Origin of the sequence: Acidovorax kalamii (assembly GCF_002245625.1) — a bacterium.
Lineage (GTDB): Bacteria > Pseudomonadota > Gammaproteobacteria > Burkholderiales > Burkholderiaceae_C > Acidovorax > Acidovorax kalamii.
The window spans coordinates 490,771-510,642 of the sequence record NZ_NOIG01000004.1; the positions used below are offsets into that span (position 1 = coordinate 490,771).

The 19,872-nt window shown below is 65.2% G+C and carries 20 protein-coding genes; 6 read left to right on the plus strand and 14 right to left on the minus strand.

All coding sequences use genetic code 11. The features are described from left to right. The first annotated feature begins 26 nt into the window (after positions 1 to 26). Positions 27 to 926 (plus strand): LysR family transcriptional regulator, encoded by a 900-nt coding sequence (locus CBY09_RS05295; RefSeq protein ID WP_094287158.1) that lies wholly within the window; start codon positions 27 to 29, stop codon positions 924 to 926. Positions 927 to 996: 70 nt separating this feature from the next. Here CBY09_RS05295 and CBY09_RS05300 read toward each other — a convergent pair whose 3' ends face one another. Next, positions 997 to 2,181, minus strand: a complete 1,185-nt coding sequence (locus CBY09_RS05300) for a GGDEF domain-containing protein (RefSeq protein WP_094287160.1) — start codon at positions 2,179 to 2,181, stop codon at positions 997 to 999. 298 nt (positions 2,182 to 2,479) lie between these two features. Here CBY09_RS05300 and CBY09_RS05305 point away from each other — a divergent pair, with 298 nt between their 5' ends. Beyond that, on the plus strand, positions 2,480 to 3,646 hold the full coding sequence (locus tag CBY09_RS05305) for a PA0069 family radical SAM protein (RefSeq protein ID WP_094287162.1): 1,167 nt from the start codon (positions 2,480 to 2,482) through the stop codon (positions 3,644 to 3,646). Positions 3,647 to 3,799: 153 nt separating this feature from the next. Here the strand turns inward: CBY09_RS05305 and CBY09_RS05310 are convergent, their stop codons facing one another. Next, positions 3,800 to 4,858, minus strand: a complete 1,059-nt coding sequence (locus tag CBY09_RS05310) for a sodium-dependent bicarbonate transport family permease (RefSeq protein ID WP_094288031.1) — start codon at positions 4,856 to 4,858, stop codon at positions 3,800 to 3,802. 86 nt (positions 4,859 to 4,944) lie between these two features. Between CBY09_RS05310 and CBY09_RS05315 the strand changes: the two genes are divergently transcribed. Further along, a complete protein-coding gene (locus CBY09_RS05315; protein ID WP_094287164.1) occupies positions 4,945 to 5,844 on the plus strand; it encodes a LysR family transcriptional regulator in 900 nt (299 codons plus the stop codon). Positions 5,845 to 5,865: 21 nt separating this feature from the next. Here CBY09_RS05315 and CBY09_RS23815 read toward each other — a convergent pair whose 3' ends face one another. The 12 genes from CBY09_RS23815 to CBY09_RS05375 all read right to left on the minus strand — a co-directional run bounded on the left by CBY09_RS23815 (position 5,866) and on the right by CBY09_RS05375 (position 16,808). Further along, complete coding sequence (locus tag CBY09_RS23815; protein ID WP_165773865.1) at positions 5,866 to 6,021, minus strand: hypothetical protein; 156 nt, start codon at positions 6,019 to 6,021, stop codon at positions 5,866 to 5,868. Between the two features lie 363 nt (positions 6,022 to 6,384). After that, positions 6,385 to 8,133, minus strand: coding sequence for a phosphoethanolamine transferase (locus tag CBY09_RS05325; RefSeq protein ID WP_094287168.1), 1,749 nt, complete (start codon positions 8,131 to 8,133; stop codon positions 6,385 to 6,387). 35 nt (positions 8,134 to 8,168) lie between these two features. Beyond that, entirely contained in the window at positions 8,169 to 9,053 is an 885-nt protein-coding gene (gene fghA, locus CBY09_RS05330; protein WP_094287170.1) for an S-formylglutathione hydrolase, read from the minus strand. Between the two features lie 13 nt (positions 9,054 to 9,066). Further along, entirely contained in the window at positions 9,067 to 10,182 is a 1,116-nt protein-coding gene (locus CBY09_RS05335) for an S-(hydroxymethyl)glutathione dehydrogenase/class III alcohol dehydrogenase (RefSeq protein WP_094287172.1), read from the minus strand. Positions 10,183 to 10,229: 47 nt separating this feature from the next. Then, entirely contained in the window at positions 10,230 to 10,499 is a 270-nt protein-coding gene (locus CBY09_RS05340) for a metal/formaldehyde-sensitive transcriptional repressor (protein WP_094287174.1), read from the minus strand. A 226-nt stretch (positions 10,500 to 10,725) separates the two neighbouring features. Then, positions 10,726 to 12,036, minus strand: a complete 1,311-nt coding sequence (locus CBY09_RS05345) for a citrate synthase (RefSeq protein ID WP_094287176.1) — start codon at positions 12,034 to 12,036, stop codon at positions 10,726 to 10,728. A 62-nt stretch (positions 12,037 to 12,098) separates the two neighbouring features. Then, the gene (locus CBY09_RS05350) at positions 12,099 to 12,425 is read right to left on the minus strand and encodes an FAD assembly factor SdhE (protein ID WP_094287178.1); all 327 of its coding nucleotides are present in this window, start codon (positions 12,423 to 12,425) and stop codon (positions 12,099 to 12,101) included. Between the two features lie 29 nt (positions 12,426 to 12,454). Continuing rightward, positions 12,455 to 13,159 (minus strand): succinate dehydrogenase iron-sulfur subunit, encoded by a 705-nt coding sequence (locus CBY09_RS05355; RefSeq protein WP_094287180.1) that lies wholly within the window; start codon positions 13,157 to 13,159, stop codon positions 12,455 to 12,457. A gap of 25 nt (positions 13,160 to 13,184) precedes the next feature. Further along, positions 13,185 to 14,990 (minus strand): succinate dehydrogenase flavoprotein subunit, encoded by a 1,806-nt coding sequence (gene sdhA / locus CBY09_RS05360; protein WP_094287182.1) that lies wholly within the window; start codon positions 14,988 to 14,990, stop codon positions 13,185 to 13,187. A gap of 29 nt (positions 14,991 to 15,019) precedes the next feature. Then, positions 15,020 to 15,385 (minus strand): succinate dehydrogenase, hydrophobic membrane anchor protein, encoded by a 366-nt coding sequence (sdhD, locus tag CBY09_RS05365; RefSeq protein ID WP_094287184.1) that lies wholly within the window; start codon positions 15,383 to 15,385, stop codon positions 15,020 to 15,022. Positions 15,386 to 15,450: 65 nt separating this feature from the next. Beyond that, a complete protein-coding gene (gene sdhC, locus CBY09_RS05370; protein WP_094287186.1) occupies positions 15,451 to 15,885 on the minus strand; it encodes a succinate dehydrogenase, cytochrome b556 subunit in 435 nt (144 codons plus the stop codon). A 134-nt stretch (positions 15,886 to 16,019) separates the two neighbouring features. Continuing rightward, positions 16,020 to 16,808 carry a GntR family transcriptional regulator gene (locus tag CBY09_RS05375; RefSeq protein ID WP_094288033.1) on the minus strand — a complete coding sequence of 263 codons (789 nt, stop codon included), beginning with the start codon at positions 16,806 to 16,808 and terminating at the stop codon, positions 16,020 to 16,022. Between the two features lie 226 nt (positions 16,809 to 17,034). Here CBY09_RS05375 and CBY09_RS05380 point away from each other — a divergent pair, with 226 nt between their 5' ends. The 3 genes from CBY09_RS05380 to CBY09_RS05390 are packed head-to-tail and all read left to right on the plus strand — an operon-like array spanning position 17,035 to position 19,823. Next, positions 17,035 to 18,021 (plus strand): malate dehydrogenase, encoded by a 987-nt coding sequence (locus tag CBY09_RS05380; protein ID WP_094287188.1) that lies wholly within the window; start codon positions 17,035 to 17,037, stop codon positions 18,019 to 18,021. An 18-nt stretch (positions 18,022 to 18,039) separates the two neighbouring features. Continuing rightward, positions 18,040 to 19,131 (plus strand): HpcH/HpaI aldolase/citrate lyase family protein, encoded by a 1,092-nt coding sequence (locus CBY09_RS05385; protein WP_240515587.1) that lies wholly within the window; start codon positions 18,040 to 18,042, stop codon positions 19,129 to 19,131. A 35-nt stretch (positions 19,132 to 19,166) separates the two neighbouring features. Further along, the gene (locus CBY09_RS05390; protein WP_094287192.1) at positions 19,167 to 19,823 is read left to right on the plus strand and encodes a hypothetical protein; all 657 of its coding nucleotides are present in this window, start codon (positions 19,167 to 19,169) and stop codon (positions 19,821 to 19,823) included. Positions 19,824 to 19,872: the final 49 nt, after the last annotated feature.

Genomic DNA, 19,872 nt, shown 5'->3' on the forward strand with positions numbered 1-19,872 from the left:
TGAAATGACTAAGCGGTATTTGCACAATGCATATCAAGGACATCGACCTCAACCTGCTGCGGCTGTTCGATGCGGTTTACCGCACACGCAATGTGAGCCGCGCCGCCGACCTGCTGGACCTGACCCAGCCCGCTGCCAGCCAGGCGCTCACGCGCCTGCGCCTGCTCATCAAAGACCCGCTGTTTGTGCGTGCAGGCGGCGGTGTGCAGCCCACCCCCAAGGCCGACCGGCTGGCCAACGCCGTGCGCAGCGCGCTGGGCCTGCTGGAAGAAGCGCTCAACGAGTCCGCCTTGTTCGACCCTCTGCAGTCGCACAAGGTCTTCCGCATCCACATGAGCGACATTGGCGAAGGCCGCTTTCTGCCCGACCTGATGGTGGCGCTGCAGCACCAGGCGCCCGGCGTGCGGCTGGAGACATTGCCGGTGCCGCGCCACGAGATCCCGCAGCGGCTGGACAGCGGCGCCATCGACTTCGCCTTCGGCTTTTTGCCCACGGTGAAGGACACGCAGCGTGTGCAGCTGCTCCAGGACCGCTACGTGGTGCTGCTGCGCGCAGGCCACCCCTTCGCGGCCGCCAGGCGCGGCGGCCCCGCACTGCTCAGCGCCCTGCGGCAGCTGGAGTTTGTGGCCGTGCGCTCCCACTCGGACACCCTGCGCATCCTGGAGATGCAGCAGCTGCAGGACCGCATCCGCCTGACCACCGAACACTTCATGGTGCTGCCCGCCATCGTGCGCGCCACAGACCTGGCCGTGGTCATGCCCCGCAACATTGCGCGCACCTTTGCGGCCGACGGGGGCTACACCCTGATCGAGCCCGCGCTGCCGCTGCGCGACTTCACCGTGTCGCTGCACTGGAGCCGCCGCTTTGAAAGCGACCCCGGCAACCAGTGGATGCGCGGCCTGATCGAGCGACTGTTCAAGGAGTGAAGCAGGGCCGGTGCGGCGCGAGCGTCTGCGGGGCAGGGGCAGGTTCGCAGAACCCAACCGTTCAAGACCGTCAGCGATCTGCAGGCCCCGCTGATGTCTGACTTGGTTGGTCTGAGTAGATCCGGTAGCCGTTTTTTCCCGAGCGTTTTATCTGGTACATGGCCTTGTCTGCATGCTCAAGCAGTTCCGCCAGGCTGTTGCCGTGGATGGGGTACAGGCTGATGCCAATGCTTGCGCCAAGCACGAAGCGCTTGTCCTCGACCGCAATCGGTGCAATCAGTTCTCCGAGCAACTTGGTGGCAATGTCTCCGACCTGCTCTGTGGCTTCCAGCTGGGTGCAGATCACCACGAACTCGTCGCCTCCGATGCGGGCACAGATGTCCGTGCTGCGTGTGCATCGTCGCAGCCGATTCGCGACCGTCCGCAGCACCTCATCACCGGCATGGTGGCCTGCAAGGTCGTTGATGGGCTTGAAGTTGTCCAGGTCGATGAAGATGACGGCGGAGTATTGGTGAGGCCGGTTGGCCAGCACCAGGGCCTTTTCAAACAGGGTGTTCATGTAGCGCTGGTTGTTCAAACCAGTCAGGGGATCCTGAAACGCCATGTCCAGCGCGTTGGCCTCCGCTTGCACCAACCTCCGCTGAAACTCCGCCAGCACGGCGGCCAGCAGCGACAGGTATTGCACCAGCACCAGCACCGTTCCCAGCAGGAACCCCGTGACACGCCAGTTGGGGAAGGCTTGGAAGATCAGGAAAGCCGACATCCAATGCACTACCAGCATCGCACTGGCCGCCGCGGTCAGCAGCAGAAGGTGGTGGGGTATTTCGCTGCGGTGCCTGAAGGCCGTCCATGCGACATAGCCGAGGAATCCTGCATTGAAAACCGCCAGACCGACGCTGCGGGCAATGGGCTGGATGTCAGACAGCCACCCGATCACCACCCATGCTTCGGCCAGCAACAAGGCACCCCAGAACCAGCGGTGCCGCAGCTTCAGCCCCAGGAACTCCACCAGACCGATGGCAAGCAGCGTCTTCTCTACGGCGACCAAGGCGGCATAGGCAAAAACAGCCTCCGCCAGGTCCGTCTGGTCAAGCAACAGCTGATAAGCCAGGCGCGCCGCCAGGGCGAATGCCATGGCCCCTGCCCACCAGCCCGGCCCGGAGTTGGTTCGGGGCACCCTGCTCATCCACAGGAACAGGATCGCAAAAACAGAGTAGGCGGTACAGCCGATGGTGTGGACGATCTCGCTTGGCATTTTGGGTGCTCCGTTGCTCAGCGGGGATGTCGGCGTCTTGGTTGTCTTTCCAGGTGGCTGTGTTGCTGCTGCGCTGCTGCCGCGCTGCGCATTCACGGGCTGGCAGACCACTGAGTGGAAGTATCGCGTTACCTTTTGCAACCTGTCTTCAGGGTCAATACCGTTGCAGGTGTTCGCAAACCCAGAGTTTCGGCCACGTTGCCGATCCTGTGGAGCGGTTTTAATATACTGTTTTTTTATCCAGTAAATTTGCAGCGCTGGAGCCCCGCAGACACGCCCTACACGGAGGCAAGCAGCCATGCCCCGCACCTTCACAGACAAGTCCGACATCCCCGCACCGCCCGAAGAGGTCCGCATCCCGCTGCAGGCCATCCGTGGCCGGGGCGCGGCCACAGCCCTGGCGCACCGGTTTGCGCGCGACACGCGCGAGGTGGCAGACGACGGCTGGGGCCAGCCGCCTGGTGATGAGGACGGTGCAGGCGATGTCCCAGCCACCCCCGCCGCCACCCGGGTGCACCTCGAAACAGCGCGCAGCGCCATCTGCGCCAACGATTCGCCGGACATCTTCTTTGAACTCTCGGTCAACCCCTACCGGGGCTGCGAGCATGGCTGCATCTATTGCTACGCCCGGCCCACGCACAGCTACCTCAACTTTTCGCCCGGGCTGGACTTTGAAACGCAGATCGTGGCCAAGCACAACATCGCCAGCGTGCTGCGGCACGAGCTGGCCCAGCCGCGTTATGTGCCGCGCCTGTTGAACATTGGCTCGGCCACCGATTGCTACCAGCCCGTGGAGCGCGAGCTGAAGCTCACCCGCAGCGTGATCGAGGTGATGCGTGACGCGCGCCACCCGTTTTCGCTCATCACCAAGTCCAGCGGCGTGGAGCGCGACCTGGACCTGCTCGCCCCGCTGGCCGCGCAGCGCCTGGCTGCGGTGTACGTCACCATCACCACGCTCGACGCCACCCTGGCCCGCCGCATGGAACCCCGTGCCGCAGCGCCCCACCGGCGCCTGCGCACCATCCGCGCGCTGGCCGAGGCGGGTGTGCCCGTGGGTGTGAGCGTGGCGCCGCAGATCCCCTTCATCACCGAAGACATGGAGCAGGTGCTGGAGGCCGCGCGCGAGGCAGGTGCGCGCAGTGCCTTCTACACCGTGCTGCGGCTGCCGTGGGAGCTGGACGCGCTCTTCCGCGAATGGCTGCAGGTGCACTATCCCCAGCGCGCCGCGCGCGTGATGGCCCGTGTGCAAGACCTGCACCACCTCAGCGACGCCGAGCGCCGCGCAGGCAAGACCTACAACAGCGACTTCGCCACCCGCATGAAAGGCACCGGCCTGTGGGCCGACCTGGTGCACCAGCGTTTTTCCACCACTTGCCGCAGGCTGGGCCTGAACCGCGAACGCGTGGAGCTGGACCTGGGCCAGTTCCGCCCCGGACTGCTGCGGGGGCAAAGCAGCCTGTTCTGACCCGGCTGTGTGGCGCGGTGGGATGAAAGTTTGAATAAAAATGGCCGTTTCCGCCCGTCCAGTATGCCTCAATAGCTATCTAAATGATAGCTATTGAGCCAGGCTTCGCAAGCGCACGCCAGGGGCCACGTGTGGGCTGTATGCATCGCCCCCTCACACGGCCCACAGGCTTTGCACCACCTGCGTGTACAGCGGAATGCCCAGCACGATGTTGAGCGGAAACGTCAGCCCCAGCGACAGGCTCACATACAGCGACGGGTCGGCCTCGGGGATGGCATAGCGCACCACCGCAGGCACGGCGATGTACGAGGCACTGGCTGCCAGCACCATCAGCAGCACCGCATCGCCTGCAGGCACCGCCACCAGCCAGGCCAGGCCCAGCGCCAGCGTGGCGTGGGTGATGGGGCCCAGCACCGCATAGGCCAGCAGCCAGGGCGACTGCTGGCGCACCGCAGGCAGGTTGCGTGCGGTCGATAAGCCCATGTCCAGCAAGAACAGGCACAGCATGCCCTTGAACAGATCACCCGAAAACGGCTGCATGGCCGCCTTGCCCGCATCGCCCGTCAGCAGGCCGATCAGCATCGCGCCCAGCAGCAGCAACTGCGTGCCATCGGTGAACGACTCGTGCAGGATCTTGCCCACCGACAGGTGCGGGCCGCTCTTCCCACTGACGTTGCCCGGGCCGTGACCACCCAGCGTGGCGGCACCCCCGCTGGTCATCGCCACCACGGGTGCGGCGCTAGTGGCCACGGCCACCGCCTGCTGCTTTTGCCGCAGCGCATTGGCCAGCAGCACTGCGAGGATGATGGCGGGCGACTCCATGAGCGCCATCGCCGCCGCCATGTGGCCGCCGTAGGCGATGTGCTGCGACTCCAGGTACTGCGTGGCCGTCACAAACGTCACCGCGCTCACCGATCCATAGGTGGCTGCCACCGCCGCCGCATTGAAGCCCGACAGCACCCGCCGCAAGAGCGCATAGCCCACCAGCGGCACCACGATGGCCAGCAGCACCGCCAGCCCCAGGCTGGTCGCCACGCTGGGCGTGAAGCCCGACGCCGCCAGCGCAAACCCGCCCTTGAGGCCCAGTGCCATCAGCAGGTAGATCGACAAGAACTTCGAGATCGCCGCAGGCATCTCCAGGTTGGACCGCACCAGGCCCGCAAAAATGCCCAGGGCAAAAAACAGGATCGCCGGATCCAGCAAGCTTTGCATCATTCAACTCCTTGGGCGCCAATGCTATGCAGCGCAGGGTGCAAAGTAAAATCGATTCGAATGTGCATATCTATAGATAAAAATCTATGAACATCACCTTCCGCCAGCTGCGGCTTTTTCTGGCGCTGGCCGAAACCGGCAGCGTCAGCGCGGCCGCCAAGGTCATGCACGTCACGCAGCCCACCGCCTCCATGCAGCTGCGCGAGGTGGCGCAGGCCGTGGGCCTGCCGCTGTACGAAGTCATCTCGCGCCGCGTGCACCTCACCGAAGCGGGCCACGCCCTGGCCCGCACCGCGCGCGCCATCGCGGGCGAGTGGGACGCGTTCGAGCAGCGGATAGCGGGCGCCAAGGGCCTGACCAGCGGGCGCCTCAAGGTCGCCGTGGTCAGCACCGCCAAATACTTTGTGCCCCGCCTTTTGGGCAGCTTCTGCAAGCTGCACCCGCACATCGACATCTCGCTTGAAGTGCTCAACCGCGACCACGTCATCGGCCGCCTGCGCGCCAACCAGGACGACCTCTACGTCATGTCCATGCCGCCCGCCGACCTGCCGCTGGAAGACCAGATCCTCATGCCCAACCCCTTGGTCGTCATCGCCCCCGCAGGCCATCCGCTGGCGGCTAAAAAGCGCATCAGGCTGGAGCAGCTGCAGTCTGAGCGCTTCATCCTGCGAGAAAAAGGCTCGGGCACCCGCATGGCCACCGACGCCCACCTGCGCGAGGAGGGCTTTGCGCCCCGCACCGTGCTGGAGCTGGGCAGCAACGAAGCCATCAAGGAATCGGTGGAGGGCCAGCTGGGCCTCTCCATCGTCTCCCTCCACGCCCTGGGCCCGCACCACGAGGGCCTGGCCGTGCTCAACGTAGTGGGCTTTCCCATCCGCTCGCAATGGCACCTGGTCTGGCCCAAGGGCAAACAGCTGTCCCCGATTGCGGAGGTGTTTCGCGGGCACTTGATGGGGGAGGTGGAGGGGTGGATGGGGCGGGGGTAGGCCTGCCGGAGGTATGCCGCGTTACGACTCGTTTTCTGGCTTGCCTGCGAGCCAGCGCGGGTGCGTCTTGGTCGTCCGATCTCTCTTGGCATCGCGGTAGATCACAAACACCAGCACGGGCACCACGGCTCCCCACAGCAGCCAGCGCTGCGGTCCCGGTGCAACCAATGGGGCCACGGCGGAAATGCCCAGTACGAACAGCAGACACCCCATCTCTTCACGCAGGCTGCGGGGCGGCAGGTTGGAGAGAATGGTTCCGCCACAGCGGGGACACCGCTGGAACGGCTCCCACCGCTTCCCTACAAGTGCCCCGCCCTCTGCCTGGAGGACCGGCAACCACCGCAGGGACCGCTGGCAATGGGGGCAGGCGTGGTTCATGGGTGTTGGGCGTGCTGGCGAGATTTGGCGCGGACGGGAGCGCAGTCGTCGCTACTGGGCCTCGCCGAACGTGCGGGACAGAATCGGGTGGCCTGAGGTGGTGGGCATGGGGCGACACTTCACTTCGCGTGATGGAGCGAAAAGTGTACCTTCCGTGGCCCGTTACCACACTCCCGTCCCGGCCCCCACGCCCTGCCTGCACCCCCCAAACATATCCAGCCCCGCGCTGTACGCCCCGGTCTTCACGTCCATCAGGCCCAGCACCGAGTGGAAGTAGTGATCGTGGGTGATGCGCCGCTCGGCCAGGTCGTGTTGCAGGCAGCCGGTGGCGATGTGGGTGCGGGCCTGCATGGCGGGGGAGAGCCAGGTGATCCAGGGCACGTGTTTTTGTACGTCGGGCGCGATGCTGTAGGGCAGGCCGTGCAGGTAGAGGTTGTTTTCGCCCAGCGATTCGCCGTGGTCTGCCACGTACATCATGGCGGTCTGTGCCTTGCCGCCGCGCGCAGAGAGCCACTGGATGACCGCGTCGAGGAAGGCATCGGTCTCGACGATGCTGTTGTCATAGGCGTTCACCACCTGCTGGCGCTCGCATTCCTGCAGCGCGGTGGAGGTGCATTCGGGCAGGAACCGCTTGTGCTCGGGGGCCGAGCGTTTGGAATACGCCGGGCCGTGGCTGCCCATCTGGTGCAGCACGACCACGGTGCCACGCTGGCGCTGCTCGGCGGGCAGGGCAGCGATGCGTTCGTCCAGGTCTTTCAGCATCACGCGGTCCAGGCATTCGCCCGGGGTGGGGCACAGGGCGGGGTCGCTCCAGCTGGCGGTGCTGGTCTGGCCCGCGCGGTCGCACACGCCTTTGCAGCCGGATTGGTTGTCCACCCACAGCACGGCCAGGCCTGCGTGCTGCAGCACGTCGATCAGGCTTTCGAAATTGGCGGCGCGTGCTTCGTAGCCCGTGCGGCCCAGGTGCGAGAACATGCAGGGCACAGATGCAGCGGTGCTGGTGCCGCAGGACCAGGCGTTGCCTGCACTCGCCAGGTCGGTACGGGCCGAGAGCAGCGGCGTGGTGTTGCGCGCATAGCCGTTGATGCCGAAGTTGCCGCTGCGGCCGGTTTCGCCCAGCACCAGCACCAACAGAGGCGGCTGGGCCTGGCCCGCGTAGCTGGCGCCCAGCTGGGCGTCGCGCCCCACGGGCAGCAGGGTGCGGGTGTTGATGCGCAGGGGCTGGGTGGCGATGTGGCCCAGGGCGTACACGCTGTTGAGCGGGTTGATGAGGTAACGCAGGCGCGTGTGGTTGCGCATGGTGGAGGCAAAGTCCTGGAACACCGCCAGCACACACACCACGATGAGGGCCACCGCGCCCACCAGCAGCAGGCCGTTGTGGGCGGCGTGGCGCCAGGCGCCCAGGCGGCGCACGGGGCGGCGATACAGCCACACCAGCGGCGGCGCGGCCAGGGCCAGCACGGTGGCGGCCATGCGCCAGCTCAGCAGGTCGGTGGCTTCGTGGGCGTCGGTCTGCAGCACGTTGGTGAGCATGCTGGCGTCGATGGCAATGCCGTAAGCGAGCATGAAGTAGGCGCCGAAGGCGGCCATCACCACCATCAGCGCTGCGGCGGGCTTGAGCGTCCAGCGCCAGGCCAGCAGGCTCAGCAGCGCGGCATTGCCTGCGGCCACGATCACGGCAAACGCCATGGCAAAGCCCCAACTGCGCAGGCTGCCGTGGCCGGGCAGTTGGGCCACCTCGCGCCACAACGGCACGTTGCAGGCCGTGGCCAGCCATGTGCTGATGAGCACCACCACCCACACGGGGTGCAGGTGCGCAGGTGGCGCAGGTCGGCGGGCGGTGGACGGGGCTTGCGGCGCTGCGCCTGCAGCCAGGTGGGGGTGCAGCAGGCGCTGCAGGATCAGAGGCATGGGGCGCACTGTGGCGCCCCAGACTTAAGGGCGCATTAACGTGCGGAAGCCCCTGCGGAGGGGGGCGCCATGAGCTGCCGCGCGTGGTGCTGCAGATGGTCGGCCATGAAGCTCTGCACAAAGTAGTAGCCGTGGTCGTAACCGGCATGGCGGCGCAGCGTGAGCGACTGGCCGATGGCGGCGCAGGCGGCTTCAAGCAGGTGGGGGTGCAGCTGGTCGGGCAGGAACTTGTCGGCCAGGCCCTGGTCGATGAGGATGCCCGCCGGGTAGGGGGCGACGGGCTGGTGCTGCATGAGCACGGTGGCGTCGTGTTCGATCCAGGTGCTGCGGTCCGGGCCCAGGTAGCCGGTGAAGGCCTTGTCGCCCCAGGGGCACTGGGTGGGGGCACAGATGGGCGCAAAGGCCGACAGCGACTGGAACCGGCCCGGGTGGCGCAGCGCCAGCGTGAGCGCTCCATGCCCGCCCATCGAGTGGCCGGTGATGCCCAGGCGGCTGCCGTCGATGGGCAACTGGGCCGCCACCTGGGGCAGCAGCTCGTCCAGCAGATAGCTCTCCATGCGCCAGTAGGTGCGCCAGGGCGCCTGGGTGGCGTCCAGGTAGAAGCCTGCGCCCACGCCAAAGTCCCAGCTGTCGGCCTCTCCCGGCACATTGGCGCCGCGCGGGCTGGTGTCGGGCGCGATCAGGGCAAGGCCCAGCTCGGCGGCCAGGCGCTGGGCTCCGGCTTTGACCATAAAGGTCTCTTCGGTGCAGGTGAGGCCCGCCAGGTACACCACGGCGGGCACGGGGCCCTGCTGCGCCTGGGGCGGCAGGTAGACCGCAAACTTCATCGGCAGGCCGATGGTGGTGGATGCGTGCTGGTAGAAGCGCTGTTCGCCGCCGAAGCAGGCGTGGGCGCTGAGCAGTTCAAATGGCGTGGACATGGCGCTCCGGGCCTCATGCTGCGTACTTGACGACTGAGCGGATGGATTTGCCCTCATGCATCAAGTCGAACGCCTCGTTGATGTCCTTCAGGCCCATGGTGTGGGTCACGAAGGGTTCGAGCTGGATCTTGCCCGCCATCGCGTCTTCGACCATGCCGGGCAGCTCGCTGCGGCCCTTGACGCCGCCAAACGCCGTGCCCAGCCACTTGCGGCCGGTGACGAGCTGGAAGGGGCGGGTGCTGATCTCTTGCCCGGCTCCGGCCACGCCGATGATGACGCTCTGGCCCCAGCCCCGGTGCGCGCACTCGAGTGCGGCGCGCATCACGTTGACGTTGCCGATGCACTCAAAGCTGTGGTCCACGCCCCAGGTGGTCATCTCCACAATGACCTGCTGGATCGGTTTGTCGAAATCCTTGGGGTTGATGCAGTCGGTAGCGCCAAAGGTGCGGGCCAGGTCGAATTTGCTGGGGTTGGTGTCGATGGCGATGATGCGCCCGGCCTTGGCCAGCTTGGCGCCCTGGATCACCGCCAGGCCAATGCCGCCCAGGCCGAACACGGCCACGGTGTCGCCCTCTTGCACCTTGGCGGTGTTCTTCACGGCGCCCAGGCCCGTGGTCACGCCGCAGCCCAGCAGGCAGACCTGCTCGGGGTTGGCGTTGGGGTTGACCTTGGCGAGCGAGACCTCGGCCACCACGGTGTATTCGCTGAAGGTGCTGCAGCCCATGTAGTGGTAGATGGGTTGGCCGTTGTAGCTGAAGCGGGTGGTGCCGTCGGGCATCACGCCCTTGCCCTGCGTGGCGCGCACGCTCACGCACAGGTTGGTCTTGCCGCTCTTGCAGAACAAGCATTCGCCGCATTCGGCGGTGTAGAGCGGGATCACATGGTCGCCCGGCTTCACGCTGGTCACGCCTTCGCCCACTTCCACCACGATGCCCGCGCCTTCATGGCCCAGCACCACGGGGAACAGGCCTTCGGGGTCGTCACCGCTCAGGGTGAAGGCGTCGGTATGGCACACGCCGGTGTCGGTGATGCGGATGAGCACTTCGCCCTTTTTGGGCGGGGCCACGTCGATCTCGACGATCTGCAGGGGTTCTCCGGCTTTGAAGGCGACGGCGGCGCGGGATTTCATGGGGTGGTCCTTTGGGTCAATCGGGTGAATGGGGGTGGGCGGTCTGTCTATTTGAGGTACGACCGCAGCAGGGCCAGGGTTTCGTCGATCGCTGCCTGGGATGGCGCGGGTTTCTCGGCCAGCGTCTCGCGCACATGGCTGTCGAGCAGGTCGGCCATCAGCCCGTGCACGGCGCCGCGCATGGCGGCCAGCTGCTGCAGGATGGGGGCGCAGTCGCTGCCTGCTGCCTCCACGGCGCGCTCCAGCGCCTCGGCCTGGCCCTTGATGCGGCGCAGGCGGGTGATGGCGCGTTGCTTGTCTTCGGGGGTGTGGGGCATGGGCTGCGGGGTATGTGGTGCTGGTGCTGCCTATGTACTGGGTGGCAGTATAAAAGATAGCCCCATACTGGTTGCGCGGTAGGCCGTTAAAAAACCTTTTAACTAGGGGGGAGTATGTGTACCCAGCGGGGCCTGGCCTGTGTGGGGCGCCCATGAAAAAAGCCCGCAGGCACAAGGCCTGCGGGCTTTTTTGGGGGGGACGGCGCGCTGGGCGCCGTGCCAGCGATCAGCGGCTGGCCAGTGGGGGCACGTCGCGGCGCACGGAGCCGGTGAACAGCTGGCGGGGGCGGCCGATCTTGTACTCGGGGTCGCCAATCATTTCGTTCAGCTGGGCGATCCAGCCGACGGTGCGGGCCAGGCTGAAGATGCCGGTGAACAGGTTCACGGGGATGCCGATGGCGCGCTGCACGATACCGGAGTAGAAGTCCACGTTCGGGTAGAGCTTGCGCTGCACGAAGTAGTCGTCTTCCAGGGCGATCTTTTCCAGTTCCTTGGCCAGCTTGAACAGCGGGTCGTTTTCCAGGCCCAGCTCGGCCAGCACTTCATTGCAGGTTTCCTGCATGAGCTTGGCGCGCGGGTCGTAGTTCTTGTACACGCGGTGGCCAAAGCCCATGAGCTTGACGCCGGAGTTCTTGTCCTTGACCTGCTTGATGAAGTCGCCGATCTTTTCCACGCCGCCTTGGGCCTGGATGTCGTACAGCATGTTCAGGGCAGCTTCGTTGGCGCCGCCGTGGGCAGGGCCCCAGAGGCAGGCCACGCCCGCAGCGATGGCCGCAAACGGGTTGGTGCCCGACGAACCGCACAGGCGCACGGTGGAGGTCGAGGCGTTCTGCTCGTGGTCAGCGTGCAGGATGAAGATGCGGTCGAGTGCGCGTTCCAGCACGGGGTTGACCTTGTACTCTTCGCAGGGCGTGCCGAACATCATGCGCAGGAAGTTGCCTGCGTAGGACAGGTTGTTCTGCGGGTACATGTAGGGCTGGCCCATGCCGTACTTGTAGGCCATGGCGACGAGGGTGGGCATCTTGGCGATCAGGCGGATCGCGGCGATCTCACGGTGCTGCGGATTGTTGATGTCGGTGCTGTCGTGGTAGAAGGCCGACAGGGCGCCCACCAGGCCGGTCAGCACGGCCATGGGGTGCGCGTCGCGGCGGAAGCCACGCAGGAAGAACTGCATCTGCTCGTTGACCATGGTGTGGTTGGTCACGCGGCTGGTGAAGTCGGCCTTTTGCGCCACGTTCGGCAGGTCACCGTACAGCAGCAGGTGGCAGGTTTCCAGGAAGTCGCAGTTTTCAGCCAGCTGCTCAATGGGGTAGCCGCGGTACAGCAGCTCGCCCTTGTCGCCGTCGATGTAGGTGATGGCGGACTGGGTGGCTGCCGTAGACAGGAAGCCGGGGTCATAGGTGAACATGCCCGTCTGCGCGTACAGCTTGCGGATGTCGATGACATCCGGGCCAATGCTGCCCTGGTAGACCGGCAGGTCCACGCTGGGGCTGCCATTGCTGAAGGACAGGGTGGCTTTGTTGTCAGCTAGCTTCATTGTTACTTTCCTTGGGTAGGTTGCCGATAGTGATCCGGTCTTGGGCGTGCTTGTGTGTGGTGTCAGGCCTGCAGGGCCGTGGGGGTGCCACCACTTTGTCTCAGCATGCCGAGCACTTCGCGTGCTTCTTCTGTGTCTTGCTCGCCTGCTGGCTCGCGCCGCTGCAGCAGCAGGTCCAGGAGGTCGTTGTCCGCCAGGTCCATCAGTGCGCGCATGCCCTGTGCGTGGCGCTGGGTCAGCGACGACTCGTAGCGGGTGAAGAACTGTTCGATGAACAGGTCGTTCTCCAGCAGGCCGCGCCGGCAGCGCCAGTGCAGCTTGCTCAGTTCACGCGCGTCCAGCAGCGGCGAAGCCGCCGCTGGCGTGGTGGTGGTGGACGTGGATTCCATGGCCTGGTGCTCAGCAGGAGTGGGCTGGCTCAGACGGCGCGGCGCACCATCAGTTCCTTGATCTTGCCAATGGCCTTCGTGGGGTTTAGGCCCTTGGGGCACACGTCCACGCAGTTCATGATGGTGTGGCAGCGGAACAGGCGGTACGGATCTTCCAGGTTGTCGAGGCGCGCACCGGTGGCGTCGTCGCGGCTGTCGGCGATGAAGCGGTAGGCCTGCAGCAGACCGGCCGGGCCCACGAACTTGTCGGGGTTCCACCAGAAGCTGGGGCAGCTGGTGGAGCAGCTGGCGCACAGGATGCACTCGTACAGGCCGTTGAGTTCTTCGCGCTCTTCGGGGCTTTGCAGGCGTTCCTTCTCGGGCAGCAGGCCTTCGTTGATCAGGTAGGGCTTGATCGAGTTGTACTGCTTGAAGAACTGCGTCATGTCCACGATCAGGTCGCGGATCACCGGCAGGCCGGGCAGGGGCTTCAGAACAATCGTGCCCTTGAGGGTGTTCATGTTCGTGAGGCAGGCCAGGCCATTCTTGCCGTTGATGTTCATGGCGTCGGAGCCACACACGCCTTCGCGGCAGGAGCGGCGGAACGACAGCGTGGGGTCTTGTTCCTTGAGCTTGACCAGGGCGTCCAGCAGCATGCGTTCGTGGCCGTCGAGTTCGATCTCGATGGTCTGCATGTAGGGCTTGGCGTCCTTGTCCGGATCGTAGCGGTAGATTTGGAATGTGCGCTTTTGCATGGTTCTGCTCTCGTGGGGCTACTGTTTAGAACGTCCGGACCTTGGGCGGCACGCTGTCCACCGTCAGGGGCTTGAGGTTCACTGGCTTGTAGGTCAGGCTGTTGTCGGCGCTGTGCCAGAGGGTGTGCTTCATCCACTCGGCGTCGTTGCGGCCCAGCGGTGCCGTGGGGTGGTCGGCAGGCTGTTCGTAGTCGTACACCGTGTGGGCGCCACGGCATTCCTTGCGGGCAGCGGCCGACACCATCGTGGCCTGGGCCACTTCGATCAGGTTGTCCACTTCCAGCGCTTCGATGCGCGCGGTGTTGAACACCTTGGACTTGTCCTGCAGCGTGACACCGGCCACGCGGGTGCGCAGCTCGGCAATCTTCTTGACGCCTTCGTCCATGCTGGCCTGGGTGCGGAACACGCCAGCGTGTTGCTGCATGGTGGAGCGAATGTCACCTGCCAGGGCCTGCGAATAGGTGCCGCCGGTGGATTTGTCGAGCTGGTTCAGGCGCTCCAGCGTGCGGTCGGCCGCATCGGCTGGCAGGGGCTTGTGCTCCTTGTTCTTGTTGTTGAACTCGACGATGTGGCGGCCAGCGGCCTTGCCGAACACAAGCAGGTCCAGCAGCGAGTTGGTGCCCAGGCGGTTGGCGCCGTGCACGCTCACGCAGGAGCATTCGCCCACCGCGTACAGGCCGTTGACGACCTGGTTGCTGGTGCCGTCGTGCGTGACGACCTGGCCGTTGATGTTGGTGGGCACGCCACCCATCTGGTAGTGGATGGTGGGCACCACAGGGATCGGTTCCTTGGTGATGTCCACGTTGGCGAAGTTGACGCCGATCTCATACACCGAGGGCAGGCGCTTGTGGATGGTGTCGGCGCCCAGGTGGTCGAGCTTGAGCAGCACGTAGTCCTTGTTGGGGCCGCAGCCACGGCCTTCCTTGATTTCCTGGTCCATCGAGCGGGACACGAAATCGCGGGGGGCCAGGTCCTTCAGCGTGGGCGCGTAGCGCTCCATGAAGCGTTCGCCGTTGCTGTTGAGCAGGATCGCGCCTTCGCCACGGCAGCCTTCGGTCAGCAGCACGCCCGCGCCGGCCACGCCGGTGGGGTGGAACTGCCAGAACTCCATGTCCTGCAGCGGGATGCCGGCACGGGCCGCCATGCCCAGGCCGTCACCGGTGTTGATGAAGGCATTGGTCGAGGCGGCGAAGATGCGGCCTGCACCACCGGTGGCCAGCAGCACGGTCTTGGCTTCCAGGATGTACAGGTCGCCGGTTTCCATTTCGAGGGCGGTCACGCCCACCACGTCGCCGTCGGCGTCGCGGATCAGGTCCAGGGCCATCCACTCGACGAAGAAGTTCGTCTTGGCCTTCACGTTTTGCTGGTACAGCGTGTGCAGCATGGCGTGGCCGGTACGGTCGGCTGCAGCGCAGGCGCGTTGCACGGGCTTTTCGCCGTAGTTGGCGGTGTGGCCGCCAAAGGGGCGCTGGTAGATGGTGCCGTCGGGGTTGCGGTCGAACGGCATGCCGAAGTGTTCCAGCTCCACCACCACGTTCGGTGCTTCGCGGCACATGAACTCGATGGCGTCCTGGTCGCCCAGCCAGTCAGAGCCCTTGATGGTGTCGTAGAAGTGGTAGTGCCAGTTGTCCTCGCTCATGTTGCCCAGCGATGCGGACACGCCACCCTGGGCTGCCACGGTGTGCGAGCGGGTGGGGAACACCTTGGACAGCGAGGCCACGTTCAGGCCTGCGCGGGAGAGTTCAAGCGCGGCGCGCATGCCGGAGCCGCCGGCCCCGACGATGACGACGTCGAATTTGCGCTTGGTGATGTTAGCGTTGGTGTAGCTCATTGTTGTTTGCCTTCAGTCGCGGGGATCAATCAGAGACGCCACAGAACCTGGATGCCCCAGCCGGCGCAGCCGACCAGCCAGACGATGGTGAACACCTGCAGTGCCAGGCGCAGACCCACGGGCTTGATGTAGTCCATCAGGATTTCGCGCACGCCGACCCAGGCGTGCCAGGCCAGCGAAATGATCACGGTGAAGGTGAGCACCTTCATCCACTGGGCCGAGAAGATGCCGGCCCATTTGTCATAGCCGATGGGGCCCTTGGAGAAGATCACCTGGGCGAGCAGCGCCAGGGTGAAGAGAGCCATCAGGACTGCCGTGACGCGCTGGCTGAGCCAGTCGCGCAGGCCGTAGTGGGCGCCGACGACGACGCGCTTGGAACCGTAATTGACGGACATGGATGTATTCCTCTTGTTGTGTGGGGCACTGGGAGGCAGCGGCCGCTGCCTTGTATGGAGACCGATCAGTACAGGCCGAACAGCTTGGCGCCCAGCACCAGGGCCAGGGCGATGCTCACCGCAAACACGGAGAGGGCCGAGGTCTTGCCGAACTGCTTGTTCACGGCGCTGTGGCTCACATCCATCCACAGGTGGCGCAGGCCGGCGCAGAAGTGGTGCAGGTACGACCAGATCAGCGCCAGGGCCACGAGCTTGATGAACCAGCCGGGCACGAAGCCGATGCCGATGTTGAAGGCCGCCGAGAATTTGGCGAACGAGATTTCGGACGACACCGAGGTGTCAAACATCCAGATGATGAAAGGCAACAGCAGGAACATGATCAGCCCGCTGGCGCGGTGCAGGATCGAGACCCATGCCGCAGGGGTCATGCGGTAGGTGGTGAGGTCCTTGAAGGCATTGATGTTGCGGAATTCAGGCCGTTTTTTGGCAAGCTCGGTCATGTTGAGTGCTTTCGTGGATGTAACTTCTTTGTAATTCGGAGATGCAAAGAACGCAAAATTCTATTGCAACGCAACAATGGGGCGTCTGACACCTTCGGAATTTTCGACGTGTTTGCTCGGGTGCCAGCCTGCTGTCAGCTCAATTCATTACGGTAGTGGTGGGTATCGGTGAGGTAGAGGCCCCGGCGTAACTCCATCGGAACATCGTTGTAGGTGTAGGCAATCCGCTCCACGCTCAAAAGCGGCGTGGCGGGGGTGATCTGCAGCAGCTGGGCCTGCTCTGCGTCGGGCAGCACGGCACGGATTTTTTCTTCAGCACGCACCATGCGCACCCCGAAATCCAGCTCGAACATGGCGTAGGTGGGGCCCTGGTAGTTGGCCAGCTGCTCGGCCGTGAGGCCCTTGAAGGCCTGCCCGGGCAGCCAGATGTCTTCGAGGATGGTGGGCACCCCGGCAAACGACAGGATGCGCTTGGCTTGCATCACGGGGTCGCCGCTGCGCAGCGCCAGGGTGCGCGCCACGTCTGCGCTGGCGCGCACGCGGCGGCAGTCGATCACGCGGCGCTGGGCCGGGCCCTCGACCCGGGCGTCGCCGGTGTCGGGCAGCAGCTTCAGGAAGCGGTATTGCACATGCTGCTCGGCATGGGTGGCCACGAAGGTGCCCTTGCCCTGGCGGCGCATGACCAGGTTCTCTGCCGCCAGCTCGTCGATGGCCTTGCGCACCGTGCCCTGGCTCACCCGAAAGCGTGCGGCCAGCTCCATTTCGCTGGGGATGGCTTCGCCGGGCTTCCACTCGCCCTGTTGCAGGCTCTGCAGAATCAGGCCCTTGATCTGCTGGTACAGCGGGCTGAACGCCGGCGTGGTGGCGCCCGCAGCGCCCGGGGGCGTGGCGGGGTTGTCGGCGGCGAACGGCAGGGATGACATGGCGGGTGGCGCGTGGTTGGTGGTGTGGCGCACCGGTTGCCACATGACAGCCGGACGACAAACGGGTTGCAATCATATCTTATATAAGACATAAGACAAATTGACCGAGGCGTCCAATCGGGGGTAAACTCCAAGGCTGTTTTGCGGGGCACGGGCTGCTGGTAACAGGCGCTGGTGCTTGCGTTGCACACACACCTGTTTTCCTTACTTCCCTGGAGTTCTCATCATGAGCAAGAAGCCTGTTCGCGTAGCCGTCACCGGTGCCGCTGGTCAAATCGGTTACGCCCTGCTGTTCCGTATCGCCTCCGGCGAAATGCTGGGCAAGGACCAGCCGGTCATTCTTCAGCTGCTCGAAATCCCTGACGAAAAGGCCCAGAACGCGCTCAAGGGCGTGATCATGGAACTGGAAGACTGCGCTTTCCCCCTGCTGGCCGGCATCGAAGCCCACAGCGATCCGCTCCAGGCCTTCAAGGACACCGACTACGCCCTGCTGGTGGGTGCCCGTCCCCGCGGCCCCGGCATGGAACGCGCCGATCTGCTGGCTGCCAACGCCCAGATCTTCACGGCCCAGGGCAAGGCCCTGAACGCTGTGGCTTCGCGCAATGTGAAGGTGCTGGTGGTCGGCAACCCCGCCAACACCAACGCCTACATCGCCATGAAGTCGGCGCCTGACCTGCCAGCCAAGAACTTCACCGCCATGCTGCGCCTGGACCACAACCGCGCTGCCTCGCAACTGGCCGCCAAGACCGGCACCAAGGTCGGCGACATCAAGAAGCTGACCGTGTGGGGTAACCACTCGCCCACCATGTACGCCGACTACCGCTTCGCTACCACGAACGGCCAGTCCATCAAGGCCCTGATCAACGACCAGGTCTGGAACGCTGAAACCTTCCTGCCCACCGTGGGCAAGCGTGGTGCGGCCATCATCGCCGCACGTGGTCTGTCGTCGGCCGCTTCGGCCGCCAACGCCGCCATCGACCACATGCGTGACTGGGCCCTGGGCTCCAACGGCGAATGGGTCACGATGGGCGTGCCCTCGAATGGCGAGTACGGCATTCCTGCCGGCATCGTGTTCGGCTTCCCCGTCACCACGGAAAACGGCGAGTACAAGATCGTCGAAGGCCTGGAGATCGATGCCTTCTCGCAAGAGTGCATCAACAAAACGCTGGCCGAACTGCAAGGCGAGCAAGACGGCGTCAAGCACCTGCTGTAAACAAGCCTGGTGAACCCCATGCAGCCGACGCCCATGGCATCGGGCCTTCGGGCCGCCCCGGTCCCCGCGCAGGGGCAGGGCGCTGCGCTTTCTTCTGCCCCGCCTTCCGGCAGCGCGCATCCTCGGGATGTGCTGCTGGGGGCGCAGGCGCAGACCGGATTTCTGCCCGTGTGCGACCACTACAGTGGTGTGGAAGCACGCATGCGCAAAAGCCTGCAGCTGCAGGCCGAGATGGCGCAGGAGCTGGGCACCTGCGTCTTTGACGTGACCCTGGATTGTGAAGACGGTGCCCCGGTTGGTTTCGAGGCCGACCATGCGCGGCTGGTCGCCAGCCTGGCGCTGGAAGCCGCGCCCACGGCCCGCGTCGCCGCCCGTGTGCATGCGGTGGACCACCCGGCATTTGCCAATGATGTCGCCATGATTGCAGGCGAAGCAGGCCACAGGCTCTGCCACATCATGGTGCCCAAGGTCGAGTCCGTGGACGACGTGCTGCAGGTAGAGCGTGCGCTGGAGCGCGCCTCGGCACCGGGGCTTCCCATCCACGTGCTGATCGAGTCCCCCGCTGCCGTGCACCGGGCCTTCGAGATTGCCGCCCACCCCCGGGTGCAGAGCCTGAGCTTTGGCCTCATGGACTTTGTGTCGGCCCATGGCGGTGCGATCCCGGCCCAGGGCATGACCTCGGCTGGGCAGTTTGCCCACCCGCTGGTGGTGCGCGCCAAGCTGGAGATTGCCGCCGCCTGCCATGCCCATGGCAAGGTGCCTTCGCATTGTGTGGTGACCGAGTTCTCTGACACCGTGGCCATGCAGGCTGCGGCCCGCCGTGCTGCCCAGGAACTGGGCTACACCCGCATGTGGAGCATCCACCCCGCGCAGATACGTCCCATCCTGCAGGCCTTTGCGCCACAGCAGGACGATATCGAAAATGCTTCAAAAATAATAGCGGCTGCCGCTCAGGCTGATTGGGCTCCGATCAGTTTTGAAGGTGTGCTGCATGACCGTGCCAGTTACCGTTTCTACTGGCAGACCCTTGAGCGCGCCCACCACACCGGGCGCGCGCTTCCCCCGTCTGTGCGCCCCTGGTTTGGCGCATCGGCGGTTGTTCCATCGTGAACCACCTTCCTGAACACCCCTACGCAGGACCCTCCATGAAATCCATCATTGCCTCCGCTCTCCTGTTGCTGGCCCCGGCCATCGCCCTGGCGCAAACCGCGTCGGCCCAGCCAGCCGCCAAGTCCGAAAGCAAGGCTGCAGCAGCCAAGCCCGCCGCAAAAACTGCTCCCAAGACGGCAGCCAAGTCCGAGGCCAAGCCTGCCAAGACTGCGGCCAAGGAACCAGCGGCCAAGAAGGCCGCAGTGGCCAAGGCCGAGCCCACCAGCAGCCGCACCCAGCTGAAAAGCGCCACCAATCAGGTGGCAGCGGGCATCATTGCCGCAGAAGCGGCACTCTCGCCTGCCGAACTGGCCATCGCCGAACGCGTGCACACGGGCCGCATGCCCTGCGAGCTGGGCGCTTTTGTCACGGTGACGGCCGACCCCGCCACGCCCGGCCACTTCCATGTGGAAGGCAAGGGCTTCAAGTACTTCATGTCGCCCGTGGCCACGACCACCGGCACGGTGCGCCTGGAAGACCAGAAGGGCGGCGCCGTCTGGCTGCAGATCGCCAACAAGTCCATGCTGATGAACCAGAAGCTCGGCCAGCGCCTGGCCGACGAGTGCATGAGCGCCGAGCAGGTGGTGGTGGCCGAAGCCATCAAGAAGAACCCCCCTGTGAGCGTTCTGGAACCCCTGCCTGCGGCCAAGTAGTCCGCTTGCTTTTTTTGCGCCAACGCCCCCGAGAAACCCACGAACCCCT